Source organism: Paraconexibacter sp. (assembly GCF_041602235.1).
Taxonomy (GTDB): Bacteria; Actinomycetota; Thermoleophilia; order Solirubrobacterales; family Solirubrobacteraceae; genus Paraconexibacter.
This window is the reverse complement of record NZ_JBFIGP010000010.1, coordinates 1-23,380: the sequence shown is the minus strand read 5'-3', so window position 1 is coordinate 23,380 and position 23,380 is coordinate 1. Positions and strand designations below refer to the sequence as shown.

At 71.6% G+C, this 23,380-nt stretch carries 23 protein-coding genes; 11 read left to right on the top strand and 12 right to left on the bottom strand.

What is annotated here, in order from left to right:
- The first annotated feature begins 14 nt into the window (after nucleotides 1–14).
- Together ABYE80_RS01700 and ABYE80_RS01695 are read left to right on the top strand one after the other, a co-directional pair.
- The gene (locus ABYE80_RS01700) at nucleotides 15–875 is read left to right on the top strand and encodes a DegV family protein (RefSeq protein WP_372788182.1); all 861 of its coding nucleotides are present in this window, start codon (nucleotides 15–17) and stop codon (nucleotides 873–875) included.
- 42 nt (nucleotides 876–917) lie between these two features.
- On the top strand, nucleotides 918–2,093 hold the full coding sequence (locus ABYE80_RS01695) for an AI-2E family transporter (protein ID WP_372788180.1): 1,176 nt from the start codon (nucleotides 918–920) through the stop codon (nucleotides 2,091–2,093).
- Here the strand turns inward: ABYE80_RS01695 and ABYE80_RS01690 are convergent.
- The 6 genes from ABYE80_RS01690 to ABYE80_RS01665 all read right to left on the bottom strand — a co-directional run bounded on the left by ABYE80_RS01690 (nucleotide 2,066) and on the right by ABYE80_RS01665 (nucleotide 6,526).
- Nucleotides 2,066–3,931: a glycoside hydrolase family 2 TIM barrel-domain containing protein gene (locus ABYE80_RS01690; RefSeq protein WP_372788179.1), complete on the bottom strand. Its 1,866-nt coding sequence runs from the start codon at nucleotides 3,929–3,931 to the stop codon at nucleotides 2,066–2,068. The two genes, ABYE80_RS01695 and ABYE80_RS01690, sit on opposite strands and share 28 nt — an antisense overlap.
- 43 nt (nucleotides 3,932–3,974) lie before the next feature.
- Nucleotides 3,975–4,208 (bottom strand): DUF3618 domain-containing protein, encoded by a 234-nt coding sequence (locus ABYE80_RS01685; protein WP_372788178.1) that lies wholly within the window; start codon nucleotides 4,206–4,208, stop codon nucleotides 3,975–3,977.
- Nucleotides 4,205–4,651 (bottom strand): phage holin family protein, encoded by a 447-nt coding sequence (locus tag ABYE80_RS01680; RefSeq protein ID WP_372788177.1) that lies wholly within the window; start codon nucleotides 4,649–4,651, stop codon nucleotides 4,205–4,207. Before ABYE80_RS01680 ends, ABYE80_RS01685 begins: the two co-directional genes overlap by 4 nt.
- A gap of 225 nt (nucleotides 4,652–4,876) precedes the next feature.
- Nucleotides 4,877–5,011 carry a hypothetical protein gene (locus ABYE80_RS01675; protein ID WP_372788175.1) on the bottom strand — a complete coding sequence of 45 codons (135 nt, stop codon included), beginning with the start codon at nucleotides 5,009–5,011 and terminating at the stop codon, nucleotides 4,877–4,879.
- Nucleotides 5,012–5,069: 58 nt separating this feature from the next.
- Nucleotides 5,070–5,681, bottom strand: coding sequence for a TetR/AcrR family transcriptional regulator (locus ABYE80_RS01670; RefSeq protein WP_372788173.1), 612 nt, complete (start codon nucleotides 5,679–5,681; stop codon nucleotides 5,070–5,072).
- Nucleotides 5,681–6,526 carry a carbon-nitrogen hydrolase family protein gene (locus ABYE80_RS01665; RefSeq protein WP_372788171.1) on the bottom strand — a complete coding sequence of 282 codons (846 nt, stop codon included), beginning with the start codon at nucleotides 6,524–6,526 and terminating at the stop codon, nucleotides 5,681–5,683. The genes ABYE80_RS01670 and ABYE80_RS01665 overlap by 1 nt, the downstream gene beginning before the upstream one ends.
- A gap of 61 nt (nucleotides 6,527–6,587) precedes the next feature.
- Between ABYE80_RS01665 and ABYE80_RS01660 the strand changes: the two genes are divergently transcribed.
- Nucleotides 6,588–7,460: a hypothetical protein gene (locus tag ABYE80_RS01660; protein ID WP_372788169.1), complete on the top strand. Its 873-nt coding sequence runs from the start codon at nucleotides 6,588–6,590 to the stop codon at nucleotides 7,458–7,460.
- A gap of 133 nt (nucleotides 7,461–7,593) precedes the next feature.
- Complete coding sequence (locus ABYE80_RS01655) at nucleotides 7,594–8,307, top strand: hypothetical protein (RefSeq protein WP_372788167.1); 714 nt, start codon at nucleotides 7,594–7,596, stop codon at nucleotides 8,305–8,307.
- Nucleotides 8,308–8,368: 61 nt separating this feature from the next.
- On the opposite strand, the gene ABYE80_RS01650 is transcribed toward ABYE80_RS01655, so the two are convergent.
- Nucleotides 8,369–9,058 carry a MerR family transcriptional regulator gene (locus ABYE80_RS01650; RefSeq protein WP_372788165.1) on the bottom strand — a complete coding sequence of 230 codons (690 nt, stop codon included), beginning with the start codon at nucleotides 9,056–9,058 and terminating at the stop codon, nucleotides 8,369–8,371.
- Between the two features lie 20 nt (nucleotides 9,059–9,078).
- Nucleotides 9,079–9,987 (bottom strand): 3-keto-5-aminohexanoate cleavage protein, encoded by a 909-nt coding sequence (locus tag ABYE80_RS01645; protein ID WP_372788163.1) that lies wholly within the window; start codon nucleotides 9,985–9,987, stop codon nucleotides 9,079–9,081.
- A 127-nt stretch (nucleotides 9,988–10,114) separates the two neighbouring features.
- Here ABYE80_RS01645 and ABYE80_RS01640 point away from each other — a divergent pair, with 127 nt between their 5' ends.
- The 3 genes from ABYE80_RS01640 (at nucleotide 10,115) to ABYE80_RS01630 (ending at nucleotide 12,811) form a co-directional block, all read left to right on the top strand.
- Nucleotides 10,115–10,510, top strand: a complete 396-nt coding sequence (locus ABYE80_RS01640) for a low affinity iron permease family protein (RefSeq protein ID WP_372788161.1) — start codon at nucleotides 10,115–10,117, stop codon at nucleotides 10,508–10,510.
- A gap of 26 nt (nucleotides 10,511–10,536) precedes the next feature.
- Nucleotides 10,537–11,781, top strand: coding sequence for a helix-turn-helix domain-containing protein (locus ABYE80_RS01635; protein ID WP_372788159.1), 1,245 nt, complete (start codon nucleotides 10,537–10,539; stop codon nucleotides 11,779–11,781).
- Nucleotides 11,782–11,881: 100 nt separating this feature from the next.
- A complete protein-coding gene (locus ABYE80_RS01630) occupies nucleotides 11,882–12,811 on the top strand; it encodes a fatty acid desaturase (protein ID WP_372788157.1) in 930 nt (309 codons plus the stop codon).
- 47 nt (nucleotides 12,812–12,858) lie between these two features.
- On the opposite strand, the gene ABYE80_RS01625 is transcribed toward ABYE80_RS01630, so the two are convergent.
- From ABYE80_RS01625 to ABYE80_RS01615, 3 genes are all read right to left on the bottom strand, one after another.
- Entirely contained in the window at nucleotides 12,859–13,674 is an 816-nt protein-coding gene (locus ABYE80_RS01625; RefSeq protein WP_372788155.1) for an arginase family protein, read from the bottom strand.
- A complete protein-coding gene (locus tag ABYE80_RS01620; protein WP_372788193.1) occupies nucleotides 13,671–14,399 on the bottom strand; it encodes an enoyl-CoA hydratase/isomerase family protein in 729 nt (242 codons plus the stop codon). Before ABYE80_RS01620 ends, ABYE80_RS01625 begins: the two co-directional genes overlap by 4 nt.
- Nucleotides 14,400–14,523: 124 nt before the next feature.
- Entirely contained in the window at nucleotides 14,524–15,975 is a 1,452-nt protein-coding gene (locus tag ABYE80_RS01615; protein ID WP_372788153.1) for a wax ester/triacylglycerol synthase family O-acyltransferase, read from the bottom strand.
- A 110-nt stretch (nucleotides 15,976–16,085) separates the two neighbouring features.
- Between ABYE80_RS01615 and ABYE80_RS01610 the strand changes: the two genes are divergently transcribed.
- The 4 genes from ABYE80_RS01610 to ABYE80_RS01595 all read left to right on the top strand — a co-directional run bounded on the left by ABYE80_RS01610 (nucleotide 16,086) and on the right by ABYE80_RS01595 (nucleotide 20,501).
- A complete protein-coding gene (locus tag ABYE80_RS01610) occupies nucleotides 16,086–17,279 on the top strand; it encodes an acyl-CoA dehydrogenase family protein (RefSeq protein WP_372788151.1) in 1,194 nt (397 codons plus the stop codon).
- Nucleotides 17,280–17,281: 2 nt separating this feature from the next.
- On the top strand, nucleotides 17,282–17,650 hold the full coding sequence (locus ABYE80_RS01605) for a cupin domain-containing protein (RefSeq protein ID WP_372788149.1): 369 nt from the start codon (nucleotides 17,282–17,284) through the stop codon (nucleotides 17,648–17,650).
- A gap of 72 nt (nucleotides 17,651–17,722) precedes the next feature.
- Nucleotides 17,723–19,285: a helicase HerA-like domain-containing protein gene (locus ABYE80_RS01600; protein WP_372788147.1), complete on the top strand. Its 1,563-nt coding sequence runs from the start codon at nucleotides 17,723–17,725 to the stop codon at nucleotides 19,283–19,285.
- 7 nt (nucleotides 19,286–19,292) lie between these two features.
- Complete coding sequence (locus ABYE80_RS01595; RefSeq protein ID WP_372788145.1) at nucleotides 19,293–20,501, top strand: acyl-CoA dehydrogenase family protein; 1,209 nt, start codon at nucleotides 19,293–19,295, stop codon at nucleotides 20,499–20,501.
- A 39-nt stretch (nucleotides 20,502–20,540) separates the two neighbouring features.
- On the opposite strand, the gene ABYE80_RS01590 is transcribed toward ABYE80_RS01595, so the two are convergent.
- Nucleotides 20,541–23,380 (bottom strand): AAA family ATPase (locus tag ABYE80_RS01590; RefSeq protein WP_372788143.1); only part of this gene is annotated, 2,840 nt, incomplete at its 5' end.

Below are 23,380 nucleotides of genomic sequence, written 5' to 3'. Positions count from 1 at the left end.
TTAGGGTCCTGCTGATGCCTGTCGCCATCGTCACGGACACCACCCACTACATCCCTGCCGCGATCCTGGGTGAGCACGGGGTCCAGCAGGTCAGCCTGTACATCAACGACGCCGACCAGACGGTCCGCGAGGCCGACATCGTCGACCTCGACGACTACTACGAGCGGCTGAAGGACCTGTCCCACGCCCCGACCACCTCGCAGCCGTCCGTGGGCGACTTCCTGGCCGTCTACGAGCCGCTGGCGGCGGCGGGCAACGACATCGTGTCGATCCACCTGTCCGCGGCGATCAGCGGGACGTCCGAGACCGCGCGGCTCGCCGGCGAGGAGCTTAAGGCGTCCTACCCCGACCGGCAGGTCGCGGTCGTGGACTCGCGCAGCGCGTGCGCCGGGCTCGGTGGCGTGGCGCTCGCGGCGGCTGCCGCGGCCCGCACCGGACAGGGCGTGGAGCAGGTGGTCCGTCACGCGGAGGACGCTCGCAGCGCGCTGAAGGTGTGGTTCGCCATCGACACGCTGGAGTACCTGCGACGCGGCGGGCGGATCGGGGGAGCGCAGGCGTGGATCGGTGGCGCCCTGAAGGTCAAGCCGATCCTCACCTGCGACGGCGACATCAAGCCGGTGGAGCGCGTGCGGACCGCCGGCAAGATGTTCGACCGCATGGTCGCCTACATGAGCGAGCTCGTCCAGGACGGCGCGGACTGCTGGTTCATCCAGCACATCCAGAGCCCCGACAAGGCGGCCGAGCTCGTCGAGCGTGGACGCGAGATCTTCGACAGCGAACCGCTGTTCGTGGGCGAGATCGGGCCGGTCATCGGGGCGCACCTCGGCCCCGGCATGCTGGGTGTGGGCGGTATGCCCTCCCGGTTCCTCCCCTGAGCGATCCACCGTCCGGGCGCGCTGCGACCATCGCAGCCGCCCATGAACGACGCCGAGCCGCCCCCCCTGCCCGGAACCGCGGCGCCGCCCACGGATCCTGCGAGCACCGCTCGACTGATCGTCCGCAACGTGCTCGTGATCCTGTGCGTGCTCGCGGTGCTCTACCTCGTCTACCTGCTGCGGCGGCCACTCGGGTGGCTCGCGCTCGCGACGTTCCTCGCCGTGGCGCTCTCGGGGCCCGTGAACCTGCTGGGCCGCTACATGCGTCGCGGCTTCGCCATCGCGCTCACGTACGTCGGCGTGATGCTCGTCCCCGTCCTGCTGGCGCTCATCGTCGTCCCGCCGTTCGTCGACCAGGGCACCGAGCTGGTCCAGGACTTCCCGGCCTACGTGCAGGACATCGAGCAGTTCGTCAGCGACAACAAGACCCTGCACCAGCTCGACGAGAAGTACGACATCGTCTCCAAGCTGCAGGAGAAGGCCGACGAGCTCCCCGGTCGCATCGGCGACGCCGCCCAGCTGCTCAGCGACCTCGGCCTGGGGATCGTGAACAGCGGCTTCGCGATGCTGAACATCCTGATCCTGTCGATCTTCCTCCTCGGCAGCGGACCGACGTGGGCGGCGCGACTCGTGGCGATCCAGCCCGATCACCGACGAGAGCGTCTCGACAAGACGCTGCGCGACATGGCGAACGCCGTGGGCAACTACATCGGCGGCGCCCTGCTGCAGGCGACCATCGCCGCGATCCTGACCTACATCGTCCTGACGATCCTCGGGATCCCGTTCGCCGCGCCGCTGGCGATCATCGTCGGCGCGTTCGACCTCATCCCGCTCATCGGGGCGACGATCGGCGCGGTGATCGTCGCGCTCGTGACCCTGTTCGTCGACTTCCCGACCGCCACGATCCTCTGGGTGATCTGGTCCGTGGTCTACCAGCAGCTCGAGAACAACGTGATCCAGCCCCAGATCCAGCGGCGGGCGGTGGACATCCATCCGCTGGTGGTCATCATGGCGGTGCTCTGCGGCAGCACGCTCTTCGGCGTGCTCGGCGCGCTGCTCGCCATCCCGGTGGCCGCATCGATCCAGATCGCCGTCCTGGAGTTCCTGACCTTCCGCGATGAGTCACGGCTCCTCACCCTCCTCGGCGCGCAGCCCCTCGGCCCGCAGGGCGAGGACCGGACCGGACCGGATCACGAGCCGCCGCCGGCCGCCGCGTAGGCCTCGCGGACCACGGCGACGGAGGGCTTCGGGGACCCGTCGTAGCGGAACAGGCCCTTCTCGCTGATCGACCCGGAGAGCCGGAGATCCGGAAGGGCCCGGCGCAGGCTGCCGCCCGCGAACCCGGGCGACACCGCGTAGTCGCGCAGCGTCCAGAGCGACATCCCGGCGACCTGCGGATGCGAGGCGTACAGCGCGATCCGCTCACGGAGGAGCCTGGACTGGTACCGGAACCCGCCGGGCCGATCCGACGGATTGCGGCCGTTGGCGTTGGCGCCGAACTCCGTCACCACGAGCGCGGTGCGCGGGAAGATCGCGCGCAGGGCGTCGATCCCCTCCCGGGCGCGGGCGCTCTGGGCCTCGACCGGTGCCCCGGCGAGCTCCGTCATCCCGATGTACTCGGTGATCCCGATCGCGTCGAGATGCGCGAACGCCCGTCCGGGCTCTCGCGGCGGGTGCGCGCCCCAGATGTCCGCGGCGACCAGGATGCCGGGCGTGCGCCGCTGGAGCAGCACCGCCAGGCGGTCCAGATGCGCCGCCTGCCCCGCGGGGTGCCCCTGGCCCGCCAGCTCGTTGGACAACGACCAGGCGAGCACGGACGGGTGGGACGCCTCACGGTCGACCGTCCGCAGGATGCGCGTCCGCGCGCGGACCCTGCGCTCACGGGTCTGGGCCCAGAACTTGCCCGCCTTGTTGAAGGGTCCGACGAGCTGCCACACGAAGATCCCGGCCGCGTCGAGGTCGTCGAGCATCGCGTCGGACAGCGGCAGCTGGCTGCGGACGAGGTTCGCGCCGACCGCCTCGATCTCGTCCACGATCTCGCGGCGGTCGGCCGCGGTGAGCGCGTCTCCATGACGCTGCGCGTCCGGCGGCAGGCCCACCCCGAGCAGGCGCAGCGGCCTGCCGTTGAGGATCAGCGCCCCGCCGCGACGCCGCAGGTCCCGCAGCCCCACCCGCCTGCGGACGGAGGCCGCTCCCGTCGTGCTCGCGAGACGGAGGTCGTAGAGGGCCGGACGGCCGGGTTCCCACAGCGCGGGATCACGTACGCGGACCTCCGTCTCCACGCTGCGACGCTGCCCCGGCCGCAGGGAGAGCACGCCGGTCGACACCGGGACGCGGGTCCGGCCGCGGCGCAGGTCGCCCCGCAGTCGCAGCCGCACGGTGGGACCTTCGGCCCGCGTGTCGCGCACGGCGAGCCGGAACGTGACGCGGGCCGCGCCGGACGCGAGGCGGGTCCTGACCGTCAGGAGCGCCAGGTCGACCTCCCCCACCTCCCGTACGGTGACGGCCCAGGCGGGCCCGCCGAAGTTGAACCACGCCCGGTCCCATCCCTCGCGGGCCTGCCGGTCGGGATCCCGCCAATCCGCTCGCAGGACCAGGCGGTGCACTCCCGCCCGACCCAGGGTGACCCGGCAGGAGAACGGCTCGTACGCCCCGGTGTGACCACACGCGCGCCGTCCGTCGACCCAGACCGTCGCGCGGTGGGACACGGAGCCGAACCGCACGTCGTAGCGACCCGGTCGCGGCGTGCGCAGCGTGGCCTGCCACCACCCGACCGATCCGGCGAACGTCCGTGCCCCAGCGCGCCCGGCGACGCGGACCGCGGTCGGGGCGCCGGGCACCGCGACGCGCCGCGCCCCGGTCAGGCCCTTGGCCCACCCGGCGTCGAGCCCGCGGTCCTGCGGATCGGCTCGGTGGACCCACCCACCGAGCGTCGGCGGCGGCGGCGCGGATCGTCGCACCGCGTCGCGCGGCCCGGACGCGCCGGAGCCGAAGAGCTCCCGTCCGGCGAGCACCGCGACCACCAGCAGCGTTCCGAGCGCGATCCATCGCCTCATCGGAACACGAACGCTCCGGGCGCCCCGAGGTTCCGGGGTGACGTCAGCGACGGCGCGAGCGCCGGCGGAACAGCCCGCCGAACGCGGCGATCCCGCCGCCCAGGACGAAACCGGTGACGGCCGCCCCGATCAGGACCTCCCGCTGGTGCAAGGCCACCTGCTTGCGCCAGTTGGTGACCTCGGCGACCTCGCTGCGCAGCGAGTCGAGCGCACCGGCGAGCTCGAGACGGTTCTGCTCGATGGACGCGCGGATCTCCGCAGGAGTGCGCTGGCTCACTTCGGCACCTCGGTGGTCGTGGGGGCGCTCCCGTCGAAGGTCTCGCGGATGAGCTTGGCTTCGTCGATCGCCATCTGCGGCGTCGGGTTGGATCCGGCCTTGACGAGCTTGGCCGCGAAGTAGCCCGCGAGGCCTCCGAGCAGGAGCAGCCCGGCCGCGACGACCAGGAAACCCCAGAAGAACGCCAGGTTCCCGACCGGCAGCGCGTAGTACGCCAGCCAGGCGAGGCCGTGCAGGAGGAAGAAGAGACCCAGGAGCGCGAAGACGCCCGCGGCCGCGCCGATGACCAGGCCCTTCCCGAGCTTCGTCACCTTCTCGGTGACCTCGGCCTTCGCGAGCTCGATCTCCTCACGGACGAGGAGCTGCGCCTTGTCCGTGACCTCCTGGATCGCCTGGGCGATCTGGGCGGTGCTGGGTTGCGGGTTCTGCTGCTGGTCACTCATGCGGTCACCGTCGTCCGAGTCGCTTGAGGATGAGAGCCGCGAGGAATCCGCCCGCGAACGCCCCGCCGATGAGGACCTCCGGCTTGTCGGCAGGTGCGACAGGGACGGCGCCCGCGTCAGCCGCCGGAGGCGGCGGGGTCGGATCCGGGGGCGGCGGAGGTGGCGCGAAGGGCGATGCCTCCTCGGCTTCCGTCGCCGGCTGGTCTGTCGTGTCGTCGCTCATGGTCACTCCGGCGGTTCTTCCCCGAATGCACGGACGTAGATCATCGCGGCGACACGGTGGGCGGCGATGCTGGCTAGCGCGCCCACCCCGGCGAGGATGCCGGACCAGGCGAGGCGCTTGACGAGCTCGTTCTCCATGCGGTTGATCCTATGGCAGAGGTCCCCCGGAGCGCGGGCGCCCGCCTTCACACCGCCGTCATTTGGCGTCGAGCCCGCCGCAGATCGTCTCGACGATCAGGGTCTTGGCCTGCTCGGCCTCGACCTCGCCGAACGGCAGCAGATCGAAGATCCAGCTGGTGAGCACCTGCTCGATCGCCCCGTAGAACGCCATGGCCGCGAACTGCGACGTGATGTCCGTGCGCAGCTCCCCGGCGGCCTGGCCATGCTCGACGATCGTCGCGATCCCGTCGTAGGCCTTGCGGATCTCGGTCAGGTGCGTCTGACCGAAGGAGTTCGCCGCCCGCGTGACCTCGACGATGATGACCTTCATCAGCTCCGGGTCGTGGCGGTAGCTGTCGATGATGAACGAGGTGATCGCGTGGAGCTTGTCGCGCACCGGGAGGTCCTGGCGGTCCACGTCCTCGATCAGCGCGGTCATCAGCGACCAGCGGTCGCGGAACAGCGTGTCGAGCACCGCGTCCTTGCTGCGGAAGTAGTGGTAGACCAGGCCGTAGGCGACGCCCGCCTCGTCCGCGATGTCGCTGACGCGGCAGGTGTGGAAGCCCTGGCGTGCGAACACGCGGACAGCGGCGTCCAGGATCTGACGGCGGCGTTCGGCCGCTGCTGCTCCGTTCTTGGCGGTGGCCATCAGTCGTGCGCTCCGGTCTGGCTCGGCCAGGCGTAGGCCTCGGGCCGGCGGTTGGCGAGGGCGGGCAGATCCCTGCGGATGCGGTCCTGCCCGGCGAGGTCGAGGTCGGCGATCACGTGGCCCTCCCGGTCGGACATCTGCGACAGCACGACCCCCCAGGGATCGACGATCATCGAGCGTCCACCGGTCCGGACCCCCGGGGCGTGCTCCCCGACCTGGTTGGCCGCGAGCACGAAGCACTGGTTCTCGATCGCACGGGCGCGCACGAGCACCTCCCAGTGGTCGCGGGTCGTGGCGAGCGTGAAGGCGGAGGGCACGACCAGGATCCGCGCTCCCCGCACCGCGAGCACCCGGTACAGCTCGGGGAACCGCAGGTCGTAGCAGATGCTCATGCCCACGCCGACGCCGTCGGCGACGTGCGTGAGCACCGCCTCGGCGCCGGGGGCCTCGTGCTCGCTCTCGCGGTAGGTCGTCCCGTCGACCGTGACGTCGAACATGTGGACCTTGCGATAGACAGCCCGGATCTCCCCATCCGGGCCGACGTGCACGCTCGTGTTCCGCCGGCGGGGATCCTCGTCCGGCGCTGCCGGCTGCTCGCACAGCGAGCCGGCGATCAGATCGATCGCCAACTCCGCCGCGACCGAGCGCGCCCACGAGATCGCCTCGCCGTCGAGCGTCTGCGCGCACGCCGCCACGTCGGCGCCGCGCCCGTAGGCCGTCCACTTCTCCGGCAGCAGCACCAATGTGGCACCATCCGCGGCCGCCGCACGGACGTGCCGATCCGCCGCGGCGAGGTTGCGTCGCACGTCGGTCGTACTCGTGAGTTGGATCGTCGCTACGCGCATCCGGTACCTCTCGGCGGTCGTTGACTGACGAGTCAATCGCCGGACCTGGAGAATAGCCGCCATGCCCGCCGTCACGCCCAGTCGGATCGTCGTACCCCCCGGCCGTCCGACCGCGCCCCCGGCGCGCCCCGGCGTCGCCGTCGGGCTCCTCCCGCCCTCCCGCATGCCGCTCGTCCACGGCCGCCGTCCACTCAAGCGCTGGCGGTACGTGGGCGTCTACGGCGCGGACCTCATGCTGTGCGCGGGCCGCGTGGTGATCGGAGGTCTGCCGCAGTCGTTCTGGGCCGTCTGGGACCGGGAGGAGCAGCGACTGCACGAGCACACGACCTTCGCTCCCGGACGCGTGCGACTGCCCGACGGCCTGGTCGCCGTCCGCGACGGGAACGTGCAGGTCGACCTGCGGATCGCCCCCGACGGTGATGCCGTCGAGATCGTCTCCCCGCACGGTGGCGCGCACATCTGGACACGCAAGCAGGGCGCCGCCGCCCGCGGCACCGTCACCATCGACGGCCGCGTTCGGCGGTTCGTCGGCCGCGCGCTGATCGACGACTCGGCCGGCTACCACGCGCGGACCACCGACTGGGAGTGGGCAGCCGGCATCGGCGCGACCGCCGACGGCGTCGCGCTGACGTGGAACCTCGTGACCGGCATCCACGACGCGCAGGAGAACTCCGAGCGCACGATCTGGGTCGACGGCGAGGCTCGCGAGGTCGGTCCCGTCACCTTCGCGGCGGACCTCTCCAGCGTGGCGTTCTCCGAGGGCGGCCGCCTGCTCTTCACGCAGGAGAGCGAGCGGGCGCGCAACGACCGGTTCGGCCCACTGCTGGTGAGCGACTACCGCCAGCCGTTCGGCTCGGTGAGGGGCACGCTCCCCGGCGGCCTCGAGCTGGCCGCCGGGTTCGGCGTCATGGAGCGCCACCACGCCCGCTGGTAGTTCCCGATACGCCTCGATATGGAGCGTTCCGGTCGGTGGGAATACGTCCTGAGTGTGGCTAGGGTGTCCTCGGGGAGCACGCCCACCACGGGAGGTGGGCGCCTCGAGATCCGTCCACCAGAAGGCAGGGAACATGCAGAACTTCCGTCCGAGCCCAGCGCTCGTCGTATCGATCGTGGCCCTCGTGGTCGCGTGCGCGGGCACGGCGACCGCCGCGTCGGTGCTCATCACCAGCAGCTCGCAGGTCAAGGCGGGCTCGCTGAACGGCAGCGACATCAAGAACAGCTCGCTCACCGGACTGGACATCAAGAACAAGTCGCTGCGCGGCGGCGACCTGTCCGACAACACCGTCACCGGCCGGCAGATCCGCGCGGACACGATCACCGCCGAGGATCTCGCGCCGGCGGTGCGCAACACGCTGCGCGGCGAAGGGCTCACCGCCACGGAGGCGGTGCGGCGCAGCGGTCCGGAGGCCCGTCCGGCCAACGTGCCGGCGACCATCGGCAAGCTGGACCTCCAGCCCGGCACCTACCTGGTCCTCGCGAAGTCGACGATCACCGCCGACACGACCAACTTCGGTCTCGGTGAGCTGCTCCGCGCCAACAAGACGGGCAGCGCCGAGTGCGTCCTCGAGATGGCCGGCGAGCAGGACCACGCGCGCCAGGCCGTGATCACGCCCGGCTCGGTGGCCCCCGCGACGCTCAACATGCAGTTCACCCGCACCGTCGACGCCGCCGCGCCGGTGACGCTGTCGTGCTCGGTGAACGACTTCCAGTGGCGGGCATCGGACACGTCGATCACCGCGGTGAAGCTCTCCGGCACCACGCGCGTCGACACGACGGGCTGACCCACCACGACATCCGAGGTGATCTGACGGGACGCGAGCAGCCATCGCGTCCCGTCGCGCGTCAGGAGGTGGCGGCTCCGCGCTGCCGGTGCAGCTCACGCAGCAGCAGCCGGGAGTGCAGCGCCCCGATGAGCTCCCGCAGCGGCTCGGCGCCCGCGGCGATGATCTCGGCGGCCCGGTCGGCGTCCACCTCGCCGGCGAGACGATCCAGAAGCACCCGGACCTCCTCCTGGACGAGGGGCTCCAGCGCTTCGCGATAGCGGACGGTGTCGTAGACGGTGAAGCCGAGCTGCTCGTCGTACCCACCGGCACGGAACCGGCTGAACGCCTCGATGATCGCGACGTCGTCGGGGTCGTACCCGCGGCTCGTCGGGCTGAGGATCTCGATCTCCGCAAGGCGATCCAGCACGTTCTGCGGGACGTCGTAGCGCCGCCGGACCTCGGCCGCGCTGATCCGGGCGCGCGTGTCGCCGTGGTCCAGCGCCCGCTCGATGATCCGATCCTCCAGCTCCACCAGGGCGGCGGCGCGTTCCGGGTCGGTGTCCATCATCCCCTTGATGACGCGCAGCGGCATGAAGCGGTCCTCCTGCAGCCGCTTGATCAGCTGCAGGCGCTCGACGTAGGACGGTGGGTAGTAGGCCATGTTGCGGGAGGTGCGCACGATCTCGGCGTCGTTGCCCAGCAGCCCCTCCCGCAGGTAGTGCTTGATCGTGCCCGCGGACACGCCGGAGCGTTCCGCGAGCTCGCTCATCTTGAGGAGTCCGTCCTCGTTCACGGCGTGGACGCGGCGGCGTTGCGGTCGGCGGGCGCCGGGATGCCCAGCGCGGCGCGCGCCTCCTGCACGGTCGCGGGACGGCGACCGGCGTCGATCGTCATCTCGCGCGCCTTGGCGATGAGGTCGCCGTTGGACCGGGCCATGGTGCCGTCGGGGAGATAGAAGTTGTCCTCCAGGCCGGCGCGGATGGACCCTCCGAGCGACAGCGCCGCGGCGATCATCGTCCACTGGACCCGACCGATGCCGATCACGCCCCAGTGGTGGGGACCTCCGGGGATGGCCGCGAGGTTGTCGGCCATGGCCGCCAGGTTGCGCGCCGTGGGCGGGATCCCCCCGGTGACGCCCATGACGAAGTCGGCGTGCACCGGCGTCCTCAATGCGCCCATCTCGACGAGCGGGGCGAGCGACCCCACGTGCCCGACGTCGAAGCACTCGTGCTCGGGCTTGATGCCCAGGCGGTTCATCGCCTCGAGCAGCTCCAGGATCTCGCTGAACGGGTTCTGGAACACGAAGTCGAAGACGAAGGCCTTGCGCTTGGCCGAGTACTTCGCGTAGTTCATCGAGCCCATGTTGAGCGCGGCGACCTCGGGCAGCCCGGACTCGAGGTAGGCGATGCGCTTCTCCACGCTGACGCCGACCGTGCCGGTGGAGAAGTTGATGATCGCGGCGTCGCCGACCTCGTCCGTGATCGCCTGCTTGATCGCGACGAAGTCCTCGACCTCGTAGCTGGGCTCGCCCGACGGGGTGCGAGCGTGGATGTGGATGTGCACCCCGCCCTCGTCGACGATGCGTCGTGCCTCGGCCGCGTACTCGGCCGGGGTGTAGGGGATCGCGGGGCACTGCTCGCGGTTCGCGATCGATCCGGAGATCGAGCAGCAGATGACGACCGGGTGGTCGAGGCTCATGGACAGGAGGGCTCCTGGAAGTAGGGACCGGCGATTGCTGAACGTAGGACGTTCCACTTCCTACTCTGCCCGTAGGAGCCCGCGCGGTCAAGCGCAGAAGTGCCGGGAAACCGGGTAGGACCGGGCCATGCCAGATCGCCCAGCCCGGACCGGCGGAGCCGGCCGTGACCATCGCAGCGCCTTCGAGCGGTTCGTGGAGATCGCCCAGGGCGTCGTGTCCCGCCCGGCCTTCTTCGTGCTCACCGCCGCCCTGATCGTGGGGTGGGCCGTCAGCCTGCCGCTGTGGAAGGACCTGAAGAGCGCCGAGCTGGCGCTCCACACCGTCTCGAGCATCGTGTCGATGCTGCTGCTCGCCCTCCTGGAGAACGCCGGTCGCCGTTCGGACGAGGCCGCGCACGAGAAGCTCAACACCATCGCCGAGGCCCTCGGCGCGCTCATGGACAGCCGCGCTGCGGACGATCCCGATCTGCACGACCACGCGACGCGGCTGCGGGAGGCCGTCGGTCTGGAGGAACGCCACTGATCGCGACGTGCGAGGCTCCGCGGGACATGGCGACGCCGAGCCATCATCCCGTCGAGGTCACCGTCCCGGAAGTCCGGGAGCTCGCGACGGCCTGGGCCCGTGACCTCGACGTCATCGCCGCCCAGATGTACGAGTTCCTCGCCGACAGGATCCCGGAGGCGACGGCCGACGACGAGATCTCGGCGCTCACCCTGGCCTCGTGCTCCTCCAACGTCGAAGCGGTGCTCTCGATGATCCGGCACGGCATCTCCGCGTCGGCGACCGAGGCGCCCGTGGCAGCCCTGGAGCACGCGCGGCGCATGGCGGCCCGCGGCGGCTCGATGGACGCCACGCTGCGCTTCTACCGGCTCGGGCACGCGTACTTCTGGGAGCGGTTCAGCGCCGACCTCGTCGCCGCGCTCCCGGATCGCGACCGTCTGGTGGTCGCGATGCGTGAGACGGCCGCGTTCATGTTCGACTACATCGACTCCGTCTCGGCGCGGGTGGGCACCGAGCACATCGCCGAGCGCGAGCGCCGTCAGCGGCGGGCGGCGCTGCTGCGGGCCGACGTGACCCGGTCGATCCTCGCCGGCGAGAAGGTCGACCGGGAGACCGCCGAGCGCACGCTCGGGCACCCGCTGACCGGCACGCAGCTCGCGCTCGTCTGCTGGACCGACGGGGACCCCGGCGCGCTCGAGAAGGTCGCGCTCGCGGTCGCGCGCACCGCGGGGGTCTCCCGCCCTCTGCTGCTCGCCGACGGACCGCGCGTGCTCGGTGCGTGGCTCGCGCTCCCCACCGCGTCGCCGCCGGACCTCGCGTCGCTGCGCGCCGTGGCCGCGGAGGCGGCGCCCGATGCCCACGTGGCCCTCGGGGAGCCCTCGACCGGGATCGAGGGTTTCCGGCGGTCCAGGGACCAGGCCGACCGCGCCCGGCGCGCCGTCGGCCTGACGCAGCGTCGCCCACCGACCTTCACGTCGTTCACGGACATCGCGCTCGCCGACCTGCTGACCGGCGACCTCGCGGCGGCCAAGGCCTTCGTCCGCAACGAGCTCGGGGCGCTGGCCGCCGCCGACGTCGCGGCGGCGCGCGCGCGGGAGGCCATGCTGTGGGTCGTCGCGCCGCACGGTGGGCTTGCGACCGCGGCACGGGAGCTCGGCCTGCACCGCAACACCGTGCTGCAGCGCGTGCGACGCGGCGAGCAGCTCAGGGGCGCGCCGACGACGCACCGCCCCGCCGAGCTCCACGCCGCCCTGCTGCTCGCCGCCGTGTTCGGGGCGGATCTGCACGACTGAGTGTGCGCATCGCACATCGCGGTGGGCAGGTCGTCCGTTGCAACGGGATCCGGCGCGGCCGTACGGTGTGCGCACTGTCCCCTTTCCGGAGGCCTCCACCGTGTCGACCAGCAATCCCGCAGCAGCATCACCCGTCACCGTCCGACGGATCCCCAACCCGGCGGAGCCCGTCCCGAAGATCGCGGTGCCGACCCTGATGCTGCTCATCGGCGGGCTGGCGATGTGGGTCGGCTCGACGGTGCTCTACCTCGGCGACACGATCTCGTGGCTCGTCACGATCCCCGTGAACGCGGTCGCCGGCTACATGCTCTTCACGGTCGCGCACGACGCCGGCCACCACTCGGCGTCCAGCATCAAGTGGCTGAACGACCTGATGGGACGCCTCTCGACGCCGATCTTCGCGCTCCACGCCGCGTTCCCGGTCTGGCGCTTCATCCACATGCAGCACCACCGCTTCACCAACCACGACGACGGCGACGACCCCGACCACTACACGATGCGCGGACCGGGCTGGCAGAAGCCGCTGCGCTGGCTGTCCATCGACTACCACTACGTCGTCTTCTACCTCCCGAAGCTCCGCTCGCGGCCGCGCCCCGAGCAGATCGAGGGCGTCATGGGCCTCGTCGCCGGCGTGGGCCTGCCGATCGCGATGCTCGCCACGGGCAACGTCGTCCCCTGGCTCGTGGTCTTCTTCATCCCGTCACGGCTGGCGATCCTCTTCCTGGCGTGGGCGTTCGACTACCTCCCCCATCACGGCCTGCACCACAAGCCCACCGAGGACCGTCTGAAGACGACCCGCAACCGCGTCGGCATGGAGCGCGTCATGTCGCCGGTGCTGCTGTACCAGAACTACCACCTCGTCCATCACCTGCATCCCGTGGTGCCGTTCTACAAGTACATCCAGGTGTGGCGCCGCAACGAACGCCAGTACCTCGACGGCGACCCGGCGCTCTCGACGGTCGGCGGCCGCGAGATCACCGCCGACGAGTACCGCCGCATGCGGGAACTGGTCGACGACCACGACCACTGACGGTCGCCGAGGACCGCCCGGAACCGGTCGCGGACGCGCCGCCCGCGTCAGGAATCCGTGCGGGGGTGCTGCACGAGAGGCGCCGCGGCAGCCGCGACCAGCTCGAGGCTGTCGCTCGACGCGAACGCGGTGACCTCGGCTCCGACGAGCGTGCCCTCACGGACGACGTCGCGCAGCAGCTGCCTGAGCTCACCGTCGGTCACGCCGCCCGGGGCGGGGAACTCGGCGGCGTGCAGGGACGGGTCCAGCACGTCGAGGTCCAGGTGCACGAACACCTCGCGGCCCCGGATGGCGTCGAGGACCTGCGACGGGTGCCGCAGCACGCTCACCCCGAAGCCGTCGAGCAGCGAGCGCTCGCCGCCGTCGAGGTCACGCACGCCGTAGAACACGATGGCCGACGGCTCGAGCTTCGGCTCGACTCCGAGGCCGTCGTCCCACACGCCGCAGGCCGCGCTCAAGCACATGCCGCCGAGAAATCGCGAGGGCGTGGTGTCCGGGGTGTTGAAGTCGCCGTGGGCGTCGAGCCACAGGACCACGGCGGCCGGGTGCGCCCGCAGGACGGAGGGGATCGTCGTCGTGCAGACCGTGCACGTCGCCGCGACGAGGACCGGCAGCTCGCCGTCGTTCAGGGCGTCCTCGACCTGACCGCCCGCCTCCAGGATGCAGCCGCGCCGCTCGCGCAGGTCCTCCTCGTAGGTGCCGGCCCGAGCGTCGGCCGGGGATCCGATGATGCGCGGCGCCCCCCCTCCCGACGCATCGGCCAGCGCCTGGGCGAGCGCCTCCGTGTCCTCGCCCGCGAACGCGCGACGGTCGCTCGTCGGGCAGAGCAGCCCGATGACGCGAACCGGGTGTGGCTCGGTCACTGCCCCGTCCAGACCGGGTCGCGCTTCTCGAAGAACGCCTTGACGCCCTCCTGGATGTCGTCGGTCGCGAACGCGATGGTGAGCTGCGAGCGCAGGTAGTCCAGCGCGTCCTCGAAGGGCTGGTCCATCTGGCGGTACATCGCGTCCTTGCCGAGCTTCATCAGGACCGGCGACTTCTTCGCGAGCCTGCCCGCCCAGTCGGCGACCGCGGCGGCGTGCGCCTCGCGCGGCACGACCACGTTGGCGATCCCGAGGCGCTCCGCCTCGGCCGCATCGATCCGCTCCCCCAGCAGCAGCATCTCGGTCGTCTTCTTGCGCGGGACGTTGCGGTAGATCAGGGCCATGATCATGAACGGGAAGACGCCGACGTTGATCTCGGGCGTGCCGAACGTCGCCTTCTCGGAGGCCACGATGAGGTCGCACGCCAGCGCGAGCCCGAAGGCCCCGGCCAGGCAGTGACCGTCGATCGACGCGATGACCGGCTTGCCGAGCTGCCCGATCAGCTTGAAGATCGACGGGAAGCGATCGGTGCCGAAGTGCTTGTGCACGAGCGGGACGTCGGCGGCGAAGCCCGCCAGGTTCCCTCCGGCCGACCACGTGGACTCGTGGGTGGAGGCGAGCACGACCACGCGGACGGCGTCGTCGTCGCGGGCCGACTCCAGCGCGGCGATCAGATCGGTCAGCAGCGCGTCGGACATCGCGTTGCGCGTGTCCGGCTGGTTCATCGCGATGGTGGCGACGCCCTCGGCGACGTCGTAACGGACGGTCTCGTAGCTCACGGGCAGGAGGCTATCCACGACGGCCTGCCGCGTGGCTCGCGGCTCCGCCCCGACTCCGCGGCCCCGTCGGTCACCCGTCGGCCAGCAGCTCGAGCTCCTCGCGCAGCCAGCCCATGAGGTTGCCCAGGTCCGGCATCTGCGCCCGGTCGGCGATGATGCCGAAGTCCATGCTGCCGCAGTAGCTCATGACCGTGATGTTGAGGCCCATGCCGTCGGTGATCACCGACACCGGGTAGTTGGCCACGAGCTTGGCTCCGGCGCAGTACAACGGCACCGGCGGGCCGGGCACGTTCGAGATCACGAGGTTCCACGCCGGCCTTCCCGCGCCCGTGGTCGCGAGCCGGAACGTCAGCCGCGCCGCGCGGGAGAAGACGGCCGGCGGGATGAAGTTGTTGGCGTCCTGCAGGAGGTCCGCGGGCAGCGCGCTGTGGCGTTCCTTCATGCCGACGAGCGCCTCGTGCGTGCGCTGCAGGCGCGTCACGGGATCGGGCTCGTCGGTGAACAGCGGCGCACCCATCAGCATGATCCGGTTCCCGAACGTCCCCGCCTGCTCGGTGGTCCGGACCGAGATCGGGATCTGCGCGACCAGCGGCGTGTCGGGCAGCTCCTGATGGTCGATCAGCCAGCGGCGGACCGCGCCGGCGCAGATCGACACGACGACGTCGTTGACGGTGCACCCGTGCTGGTTCTTGACCGCCTTGACGTCGTCGAGCGGGATCTGCCCGAAGGTGAAGCGCCGGTGGGGGGACACGCGACCGTTGAAGGTGGTGCGCGGCGACACGTAGCGCTCCCGCAGCCGGGCGGGCTCGGCCGCGCCCGGCAGCGCACGCTGCGCACCGCGGCCCAGGCGCTCCAGCAGCCCGGCACCGGGGAGCACTCCGAGCGTCGTGTCCTGCAGGTTCGGGATCGCCGCGGGAACGGCTCGCAGGACGCGCAGCGGGTACTTGGGCAGCCCGAGCAGCCCGCGGCCGAGCATCCCGAGCGTGCCCGGCGGGAGCGCGTCGTCGCCCCAGGACCCGGGGGCGGGGAGCTCCCGCCCCTCCGGCGCGAGGTCGAGCAGGAGTCCCATGATCTCCGCTCCCGACAGGCCGTCCACGAGCGCGTGATGGATCTTGCTGAGCATCGCGACGTGCCCGGACTCCAGCCCGCTGACCAGGTACAGCTCCCAGAGCGGGCGGGCGCGGTCCAGCGGACGCGCGACGATCCGCGAGACCTGCTCGGCGAGCTGCTCGTCGTTGCCCGGGGCGGGCAGCGCGATCTCGCGGACGTGGTACTCGAGATCGAAGTCCGGGTCGTCGACCCAGTACGGGTAGTCGAGACCGAGCGGGACCTCCTGCAGCCGCCAGCGCAGCGGCGGCAGCAGCGGCAGCCGTTCGGCGATCAGCGCCTGCAGGTCGGCCAGCGCCAGGTGCCCGGTCGGCGTGGTCGACGCATCGAGGATCGCGACGCCGCCGACGTGACCCGTCTGGCGGGGCGTCTCCAAGGCGAGGAACTGGGCGTCGAGGCTGGTGAGTTGCCGCACGGACCGACCCTAACGCCGCGGGCAGCGGCGCACTGACCGATCGCGCGAAGAAGTGAAAAGTAGGAAGTTCCACTGTTTACTTTCTCCGACGCACGCGGTACCGTCGCTCCATGGCCACGACCGACAGCGTCCTGAAGCCCGATCACGCGGGCGCACGCAAGCACTTCATCTTCAGCGAGGAGCACGATCGCCTGCGCGAGTCGATCCGCGCGTTCGTCCTCAAGGAGTGCGCACCGCACGCGGAGGAGTGGGAGGAGCAGACCTTCCCCGACTCGATCGTGCGACGGATGGGCGAGCTCGGGTTCCTCGGGCTCTCGATGCCGGAGGAGTACGGCGGCCAGGGCGGCGACTACTACGCCAACCTCGTGCTCGCCGAGGAGATGGCGCAAGCGCAGTGCGGCGGGCTGGCGATGGGGATCGCGGTCCAGACCGACATGGCCATGCCCCCCATCCACCTGTTCGGGACCGAGGAGCAGAAGCAGCAGTGGCTCGTGCCGGCGATCCAGGGCGAGGCGATCCTCGCGCTCGGCATCACCGAGCCCGACGCGGGCTCCGACGTCGCCGGGATCAAGACCCGCGCGGTCTACGACGAGGCGACCGACGAGTACGTCATCAACGGCTCGAAGACCTACATCACCAACGGGCACCGCGCCGACGTCATCGTGCTGGTGACGAAGACCGATCCGGACGCGGGCCACGGCGGGATCACGCTGTTCCTCGTCCCGATGGACGCCCCGGGGGTCATCCGCGAGCAGCGCCTGAAGAAGCTCGGCATGCACGCCTCGGACACCGCGCTGCTGGCCTTCCAGGACGTTCGCGTGCCCGCGAGCGCGATGCTCGGTGAGGAGGGCAAGGGCTTCTACCACATCTCCTGGGAGCTCCAGGGCGAGCGCCTGATCGGCGCCGCCGGATGCGTCGCGGGCGCCCAGCGGGTGTTCGACCAGACGCTGCAGTACGCGATGGAGCGCAAGGCGTTCGGCCGCGAGATCGGGCGCTTCCAGGTCATCCGCCACAAGTTCGCGGAGATGGCCACGAAGATCGAGACCGCGCGGCAGATGGTCTACATGACCGCGTGGCGGTTCAACAACGGCGAGTACCCGGTGCGCGAGATCTCGATGGCCAAGCTCTACGCCTCGCGCATCGCCGTCGAGGTCGCCGACGAGTGCATCCAGATCCACGGCGGTGCCGGCTACATGAAGGAGTACGGCGTGGAGCGAGCGTGGCGTGATCTGCGGCTGAACCGCATCGGGGCGGGCACCGACGAGATCATGCTCGAGGTCATCGGCCGCTCCTACGGGCTCTGATCATGGAGACCGGAACGACCTTCTCCTCCCTCGACGAGCTCGGCGAGGGACCCGGGTTCCGCAAGATCCGCACGCCCCTGGGCATCACCGCCTTCGGCGTCAACGCGATCGTGCTCCCCGAGGGCTACGAGACGAACTTCCACACGCACGAGCGCCAGGAGGAGCTGTACTTCGTGCACGAGGGGCGGATCCTCATGACCCTCGGCGACGGGTCCGAGCACGAACTCGGACCGGGCGGGCTCGCACGGGTCGCACCCGAGGTGCCGCGCAAGCTCAAGGCGATCGGCGGCGAGGCGACGTACCTGTGCGTCGGCGGCAAGGACGGGTACGTGGAGCGCGACGGGGTCATGTTCGAGCCGGGTGATGCGTAGGTGTCGGTCGTGGGCGCGTCCTGCGCGCCCGACGCTCCTGGACACCCCGGGTCACGGGGTTAGGCTCGGTCCATGACCGATTTCGCCGCCGACATCACCAAGGCCTACGCCGTCGATGGCCCCTTCGTCGATCTCGGGCGCGGCGTGCTCGGCGACGAGACCCACCCGGACGCGATGGTCCGCGTGCCGCTGGCGATGATGAACCGCCACGGCCTGATCGCGGGCGCCACGGGGACCGGCAAGACGCGGACGCTGCAACTGCTGGCCGAGCAGCTCTCGGCCCACGGCGTGCCGTGCCTGGTCGCCGACGTCAAGGGCGACCTCTCCGGCCTCGCCGACCCGGGCGACCCCTCCCCCGACGGTCCGGCCGCGGGGCGCGCCGCCAAGCTCGGCGTCCCGTACGAGCCGACGGGCTTCCCGGTCGAGTACCTGGCGCTGGGTGGGATCGGCACCGGCGTGCCGGTCCGGGCCACGATCAGCGACTTCGGCCCGCAGCTGCTGGCGAAGATCCTCGGCGCCAACGAGACGCAGGAGCAGTCGCTGCAGCTCGTCTTCCACTACGCCGACACCAACGGCCTGCCGCTCCTGGACCTCAGCGACCTCCGGGCCCTGCTGCAGTTCCTGGACTCCGAGGACGGCAAGGACGAGCTCGAGGGCATCGGCGGCCTGGCGTCCTCCACGGTCGGCGTCCTGCTGCGATCGCTGATCGGTCTGGAGATGGGCGGCGGCAACGAGTTCTTCGGCGAGCCGCAGTTCGACATCGCTGACCTGCTCCGCACCGCCGACGACGGACGCGGGGTGATCAGCTGCCTGGAGCTGCCCGGCGTCCAGGACAAGCCGCAGCTCTTCTCCACCGCGCTGATGTGGCTGCTGGCCGAGCTGTTCGAGACGCTGCCGGAGGCCGGCGACCTGCCGAAGCCGAAGCTCGCGTTCTTCTTCGACGAGGCGCACCTGCTGTTCGCCGACTGCACCGACGCCTTCCTGCAGTCGGTGGTCCAGACGGTCCGCCTCATCCGCTCCAAGGGCGTCGGCGTCTTCTTCGTCACGCAGACGCCCAAGGACGTGCCGGGCGATGTGCTGGCCCAGCTCGGCAACCGCGTGCAACACGCCCTGCGCGCGTTCACCCCGGACGACGCCAAGGCGCTGAAGGCGAGCGTCGGCACCTTCCCCCGGAGCGACCTCTACGACCTCGAGGAGCTGCTGCCACAGCTCGGCATCGGCGAGGCGATCGTCACCGTGCTCGACGAGAACGGGGTGCCGACGCCGGTCGTGCAGACCAAGCTCAGCGCGCCCCGCTCGCGGATGGCGCCGACCGACGATCTGACCGCGGCCGTCGCCGCCTCCCCGCTGCAGGAGCGGTACGGCACGCGCCTGGACAGCGAGAGCGCCCGCGAGATCCTCGCGGCGAGGCTCGAGGAGCCCGAGCCCGAGCCAGAGGCGCCGGCGGAGCCCGCCGCGGAGCGGGTTCCGTACCCGGACGCCCCCCAGGCCCCGCCGCGACGCAAGAGCCCCGCGGGGGACGCCGTCGGTGGCGGAACCGGCGCGATCGGCGATTTCCTGAAGTCCCGCCAGGGCAGGACGCTCAAGCGCAAGGTCGTGCGGGGCGTGTTCGGCATGTTGAGAAAACGACTCTGAGGTCACGATGAGCACGACGTACGACAAGGGCGTTCCGGCCGCGGCCACCGCCACGGCGATCCGCCCCCCCTTCACGCAGGAGCACGAGGACCTGCGGGCGCAGATCCGCCGCTGGGTGGCGAGCGAGCTGGTGCCCTACGCGACGCAGTGGGAGGACGACCGCTGGTTCCCCAACAGCGTCTTCGACCGGATGGCCGAGCTCGGCTTCCTCGGCCTGAAGTACCCGGAGTCCTACGGCGGCCAGGGCGGCGACCACCTGCACCAGGCCGTCATGGCCGAGGAGCTCGCGTGGTGCGGGTCCGGCGGCCTGGCCGCGGGGGTCGGGGCGCACATGGACATCGCCACCCCCCCGGTCTTCAAGTTCGGCACCGAGGATCAGAAGCAGCGCTACCTGGTGCCGAGCATCAAGGGCGAGAAGATCGCCGCGCTGGCGATCACCGAGCCGGACGCCGGCTCCGACGTGGCCGGCATCCGCACCCACGCGAAGAAGGTCGACGGCGGGTGGGTCGTCAACGGGTCGAAGATGTTCATCACCAACGGCGTCCGGGCCCACTACCACGTGGCCGCGGTGAAGACGACGCCTGAAGGTGGCCACGGCGGCATGAGCTTCTTCCTCATCGACGCGCGTGGCGAGGACGGCGAGTTCGCGCCCGGCGTGCACGCCACCAAGATCGAGAAGCTCGGCTGGCACGCGTCCGACACGGGCCTCATCTCCTACGAGGACGTCTTCGTGCCCGACGAGAACCTGCTCGGGGAGCTCAACAAGGGCTTCTACCTGATCATGGCCAACTTCCAGTGGGAGCGGCTGCTGATGGCGCTCGGCGCCGTCGGCGGCATGCAGGCCGCGTTCGAGAAGACGCTGGAGTTCGTGAAGGAGCGCAAGGCGTTCGGCCGGCCGATCGGGAACTTCCAGGTCAGCCGGCACAAGCTCGCGGAGATCGCCACCACGATCGAGGCGGGTCGCAGCGTCACCTACAACGCCCTGCGTCTCTTCCACGAGGGCCATGACGCGGTCCGCGAGGTCACGATGGCCAAGCTCGCCACGCAGCGCGCCTGCTTCGACGTCATCGATGACTGCCTGCAACTGCACGGCGGGGCCGGCTACATGGAGGAGTACGGGATCGAGCGGGCCGCGCGCGACGCACGGCTGGGACCCATCGGCGGCGGCACCGACGAGATCATGAAGGAGATCCTCGGGAAGACGATGGGGCTGTAGCCGAGACGATCGGTGCGGCCCACAGGGGCGCTCCGCTCGTCAGGCCGATGCCGACGGAGGCGAGGCGCGCGCGAGCTCAGCCCCCACGTCCCCCCGCGCTGACACCTCGAGCTTGCGGAAGATCTGGCGCAGGTGGGTGTCGACGGTCTTGAGGGACACGAAGAGGCGCTGGGCGATCGCGCGGTTGGTCAGGCCCTCGGCGACGAGCTCGGCGACGCGACGCTCGGCCGGCGTGAGGGCGTCTGCTCCCCGGGCGGCCTCCCGACGCAGACGCGCCCCGCTGGCACCGAGCTCCTCGCGAGCACGATCGGCGAGGGCCGAGGCCCCGAGGGCGTTGGCGCGGTCCAAGGCCAGGCGCAGGAGGTCGCGCGCCCGGTTGCGCTCGCCGGCACGGCGGAGGGCCGCGCCCAGATCGCACAGCGCGTGGGCGTGCTCGAGCCTCGCCACCGAGCCCTCGAGCACGTCGACGGCCTCCTGGAGCGCGGCCACTCCCTGCTGCCCGCCGAACACGGCCCCGGCTCGCCGCAGCCCGAGGCCCAGGGCCCCCGGCGCGCCGAAGTCACGGAGCAGCTCCAGGTCGGTCGCGATGAGCTCCCGGGCGCGCGCCTGGTCACCCGAGCGTACGAGAGCGACCGCGAGGCCCGACCGCCACGGGACCGGCGCCGGACACCGCGCCTGCGACCGCTCCTGGCGGTCCCCGCACGCGGCGAAGTCCGCGGCGGCGCCCTCCGCGTCCCCGTCGGCGAGCCTCACGCAGGCCCGTTCGTAGAGCGGAGACGTCGGGTACACGTGCTCGGGCGCCAGATCCAGGAGTCCTGACCTGGTCAGCTCCTCGCGCGCTGCCGCGGTCCCGGACCGTTCAGCGGCCAACCGCACCTGGATGCCCGAGATCAGCGGGCCGACGAGCGCGAGGTGCAGCCCCTCCGTCGTCCGTGCCTCCGCGGCATAGCGGTCGGCCTCCGCCAGCTCGCCGGCCTGGAGGTGCAGCTCGGCCAGCGAGACCAGAGCGCTCATCGCCGCGAGCGGGGCGCCGCGCAGGCGGGCGTCGGCGAGGACCCTCTCGCAGTAGCTCCGCAGCGGCTCGTGATCCTCGGCGAAGAGGAGCGCCCGTGTCGTCAGCCACGTCGCCGACGACACCGCCGCGCCTGGAGGCGGTGGGGCTCCGTCGCCGAGGGCCAGCCGGGCCAGACGCCGTGCCTCGTCGACCGGGCGACAGCAGCGGATCGCCTCGAACGCCATGACGCCGAGCAACCCGCGCTCGGGCGCGGTCCGGGCTGCCGGCGGAGGACTGTGGCGCGCGAGCCGCGCGGCTGCGAGCTCGGCCGGGAGCAGATCCATCTGCGCGGACGCCGCGATCTCCACGTCCACGTCCATCGCGATGGCGGGGTGCTCCGGCGCGGCCTCGTCCGCGGCGCGCTGCAGCGCCGCGATGGCCTCGTCGCGCCGCCCCGCCGCCAGCATCGAGTGCGCGAGGCTGCGCCGTGCGAGGGCGGTCTGGCGGGCGTCCTGCGCGGCCTCCAGCGCGTCCTGATGATGCTCCAGGGCCTCGGGGCGACCCGTCAGCAGCGCGGCGTCCCCGAGCTCTCGGAGCGTCTCGGAGCGCTGCGAGAGGCCGGGGGGCTCGGCGACCGCCCGCTCGAGGTAGGTCACCGCGATGTCGGGTGCACCGCGCTCGACCGCGCGTGCCGCCGCGGCCCGCAGGGTGGCGACGGCCGCGCGGTCACCGGCAGGCGCGGTCCGGAGCAGGTGGGCGGCGACCGCGGCCGACGGGGCACCGGCCTCGCGGAGCAGCGCCGCCGCGCGGGCATGACCACGCACGATCACGTCCGCCGATGTCCCGTCCTCTATCGCCGCTCGCACGACCGCGTGCTTGAACGCGGGAGCGGGCTCGAGCACGACGAGATCCGCGGTGACGAGGGACGCGAGTGCGTCCTGAACGTCCGTCGCCGTCGCCCCGACCATGGTCGCCAGGGTCGTGAGGTCCACCCCGTCACCCAGCACCATCAGGGCGTGCGCGACCGCTCGCGCCTGGTCCCCCACCCCGGCGAGCCGCGCCTCGACCGACCGCGCCACTGCCCGTGGACCGAGCGCCCCGATGCGCTGTGCGGCGTCGGTCTCGAGCGCGATCCCCTCACGGAGCGCCTCCAGCACGAGCGCCTCCACGAGCAGCGGATACCCGCCCGTGGCCTGGTGCACGGCGGCGACCGATCCTTCCGACGGCGCCACCCCCGCCGCCGCCTCGATCCAGCGGGCGACGGCTGACGGAGACCACCCGGTGGGCTCCAGGAGCCGGAAGCCCGCGACGCCGGCGACCGTCTGCAGGGCCTCGGCGACGGCACCCTCCGGTTCCTCCCGCGCGGCCACCAGCAGCAACACCGGCACCGACTCCAGCCGGGAGGCCGTGAAGCCGAGGAAGCGCGCGGACGGTCCGTCCGCCCAGTGCGCGTCGTCCACGGCGACGACGACGGGCCGGTCCTCGGCCAACGCCGCCAGCAGCCAGTACAGGGCGTTCAGCGTGCCGAAGCCGCCGTCCGGATCGACGCTCGACGATGGCGTGCCCGAGGCGATCAGATCGGGTTGCAGGATGCGTCGAACCTGTTCGGCCACCCGTTCGCGTTCGTCGCCGCCGCCGTCGTCCGGCGTCCCGCCGAGGACGCCGCCGAAGAGCTGCCGGGCGAGGCCGAGACCGTACGCCGAGTCCAACTGCGTGGCGCGGGCGTGGAGCACCGTGAGCTCGCGGGCTCGCGCCATCTCGATGCCCGCGCGCAGGAGCGCCGTCTTGCCGAGGCCGGTCGCTGCCTGGATCAGGACCGCACCGCCGACCCCGTCGGTGACCGCGTCGATCGCGCCCTCCAACGTACCGAGTTCGTGCTCGCGCT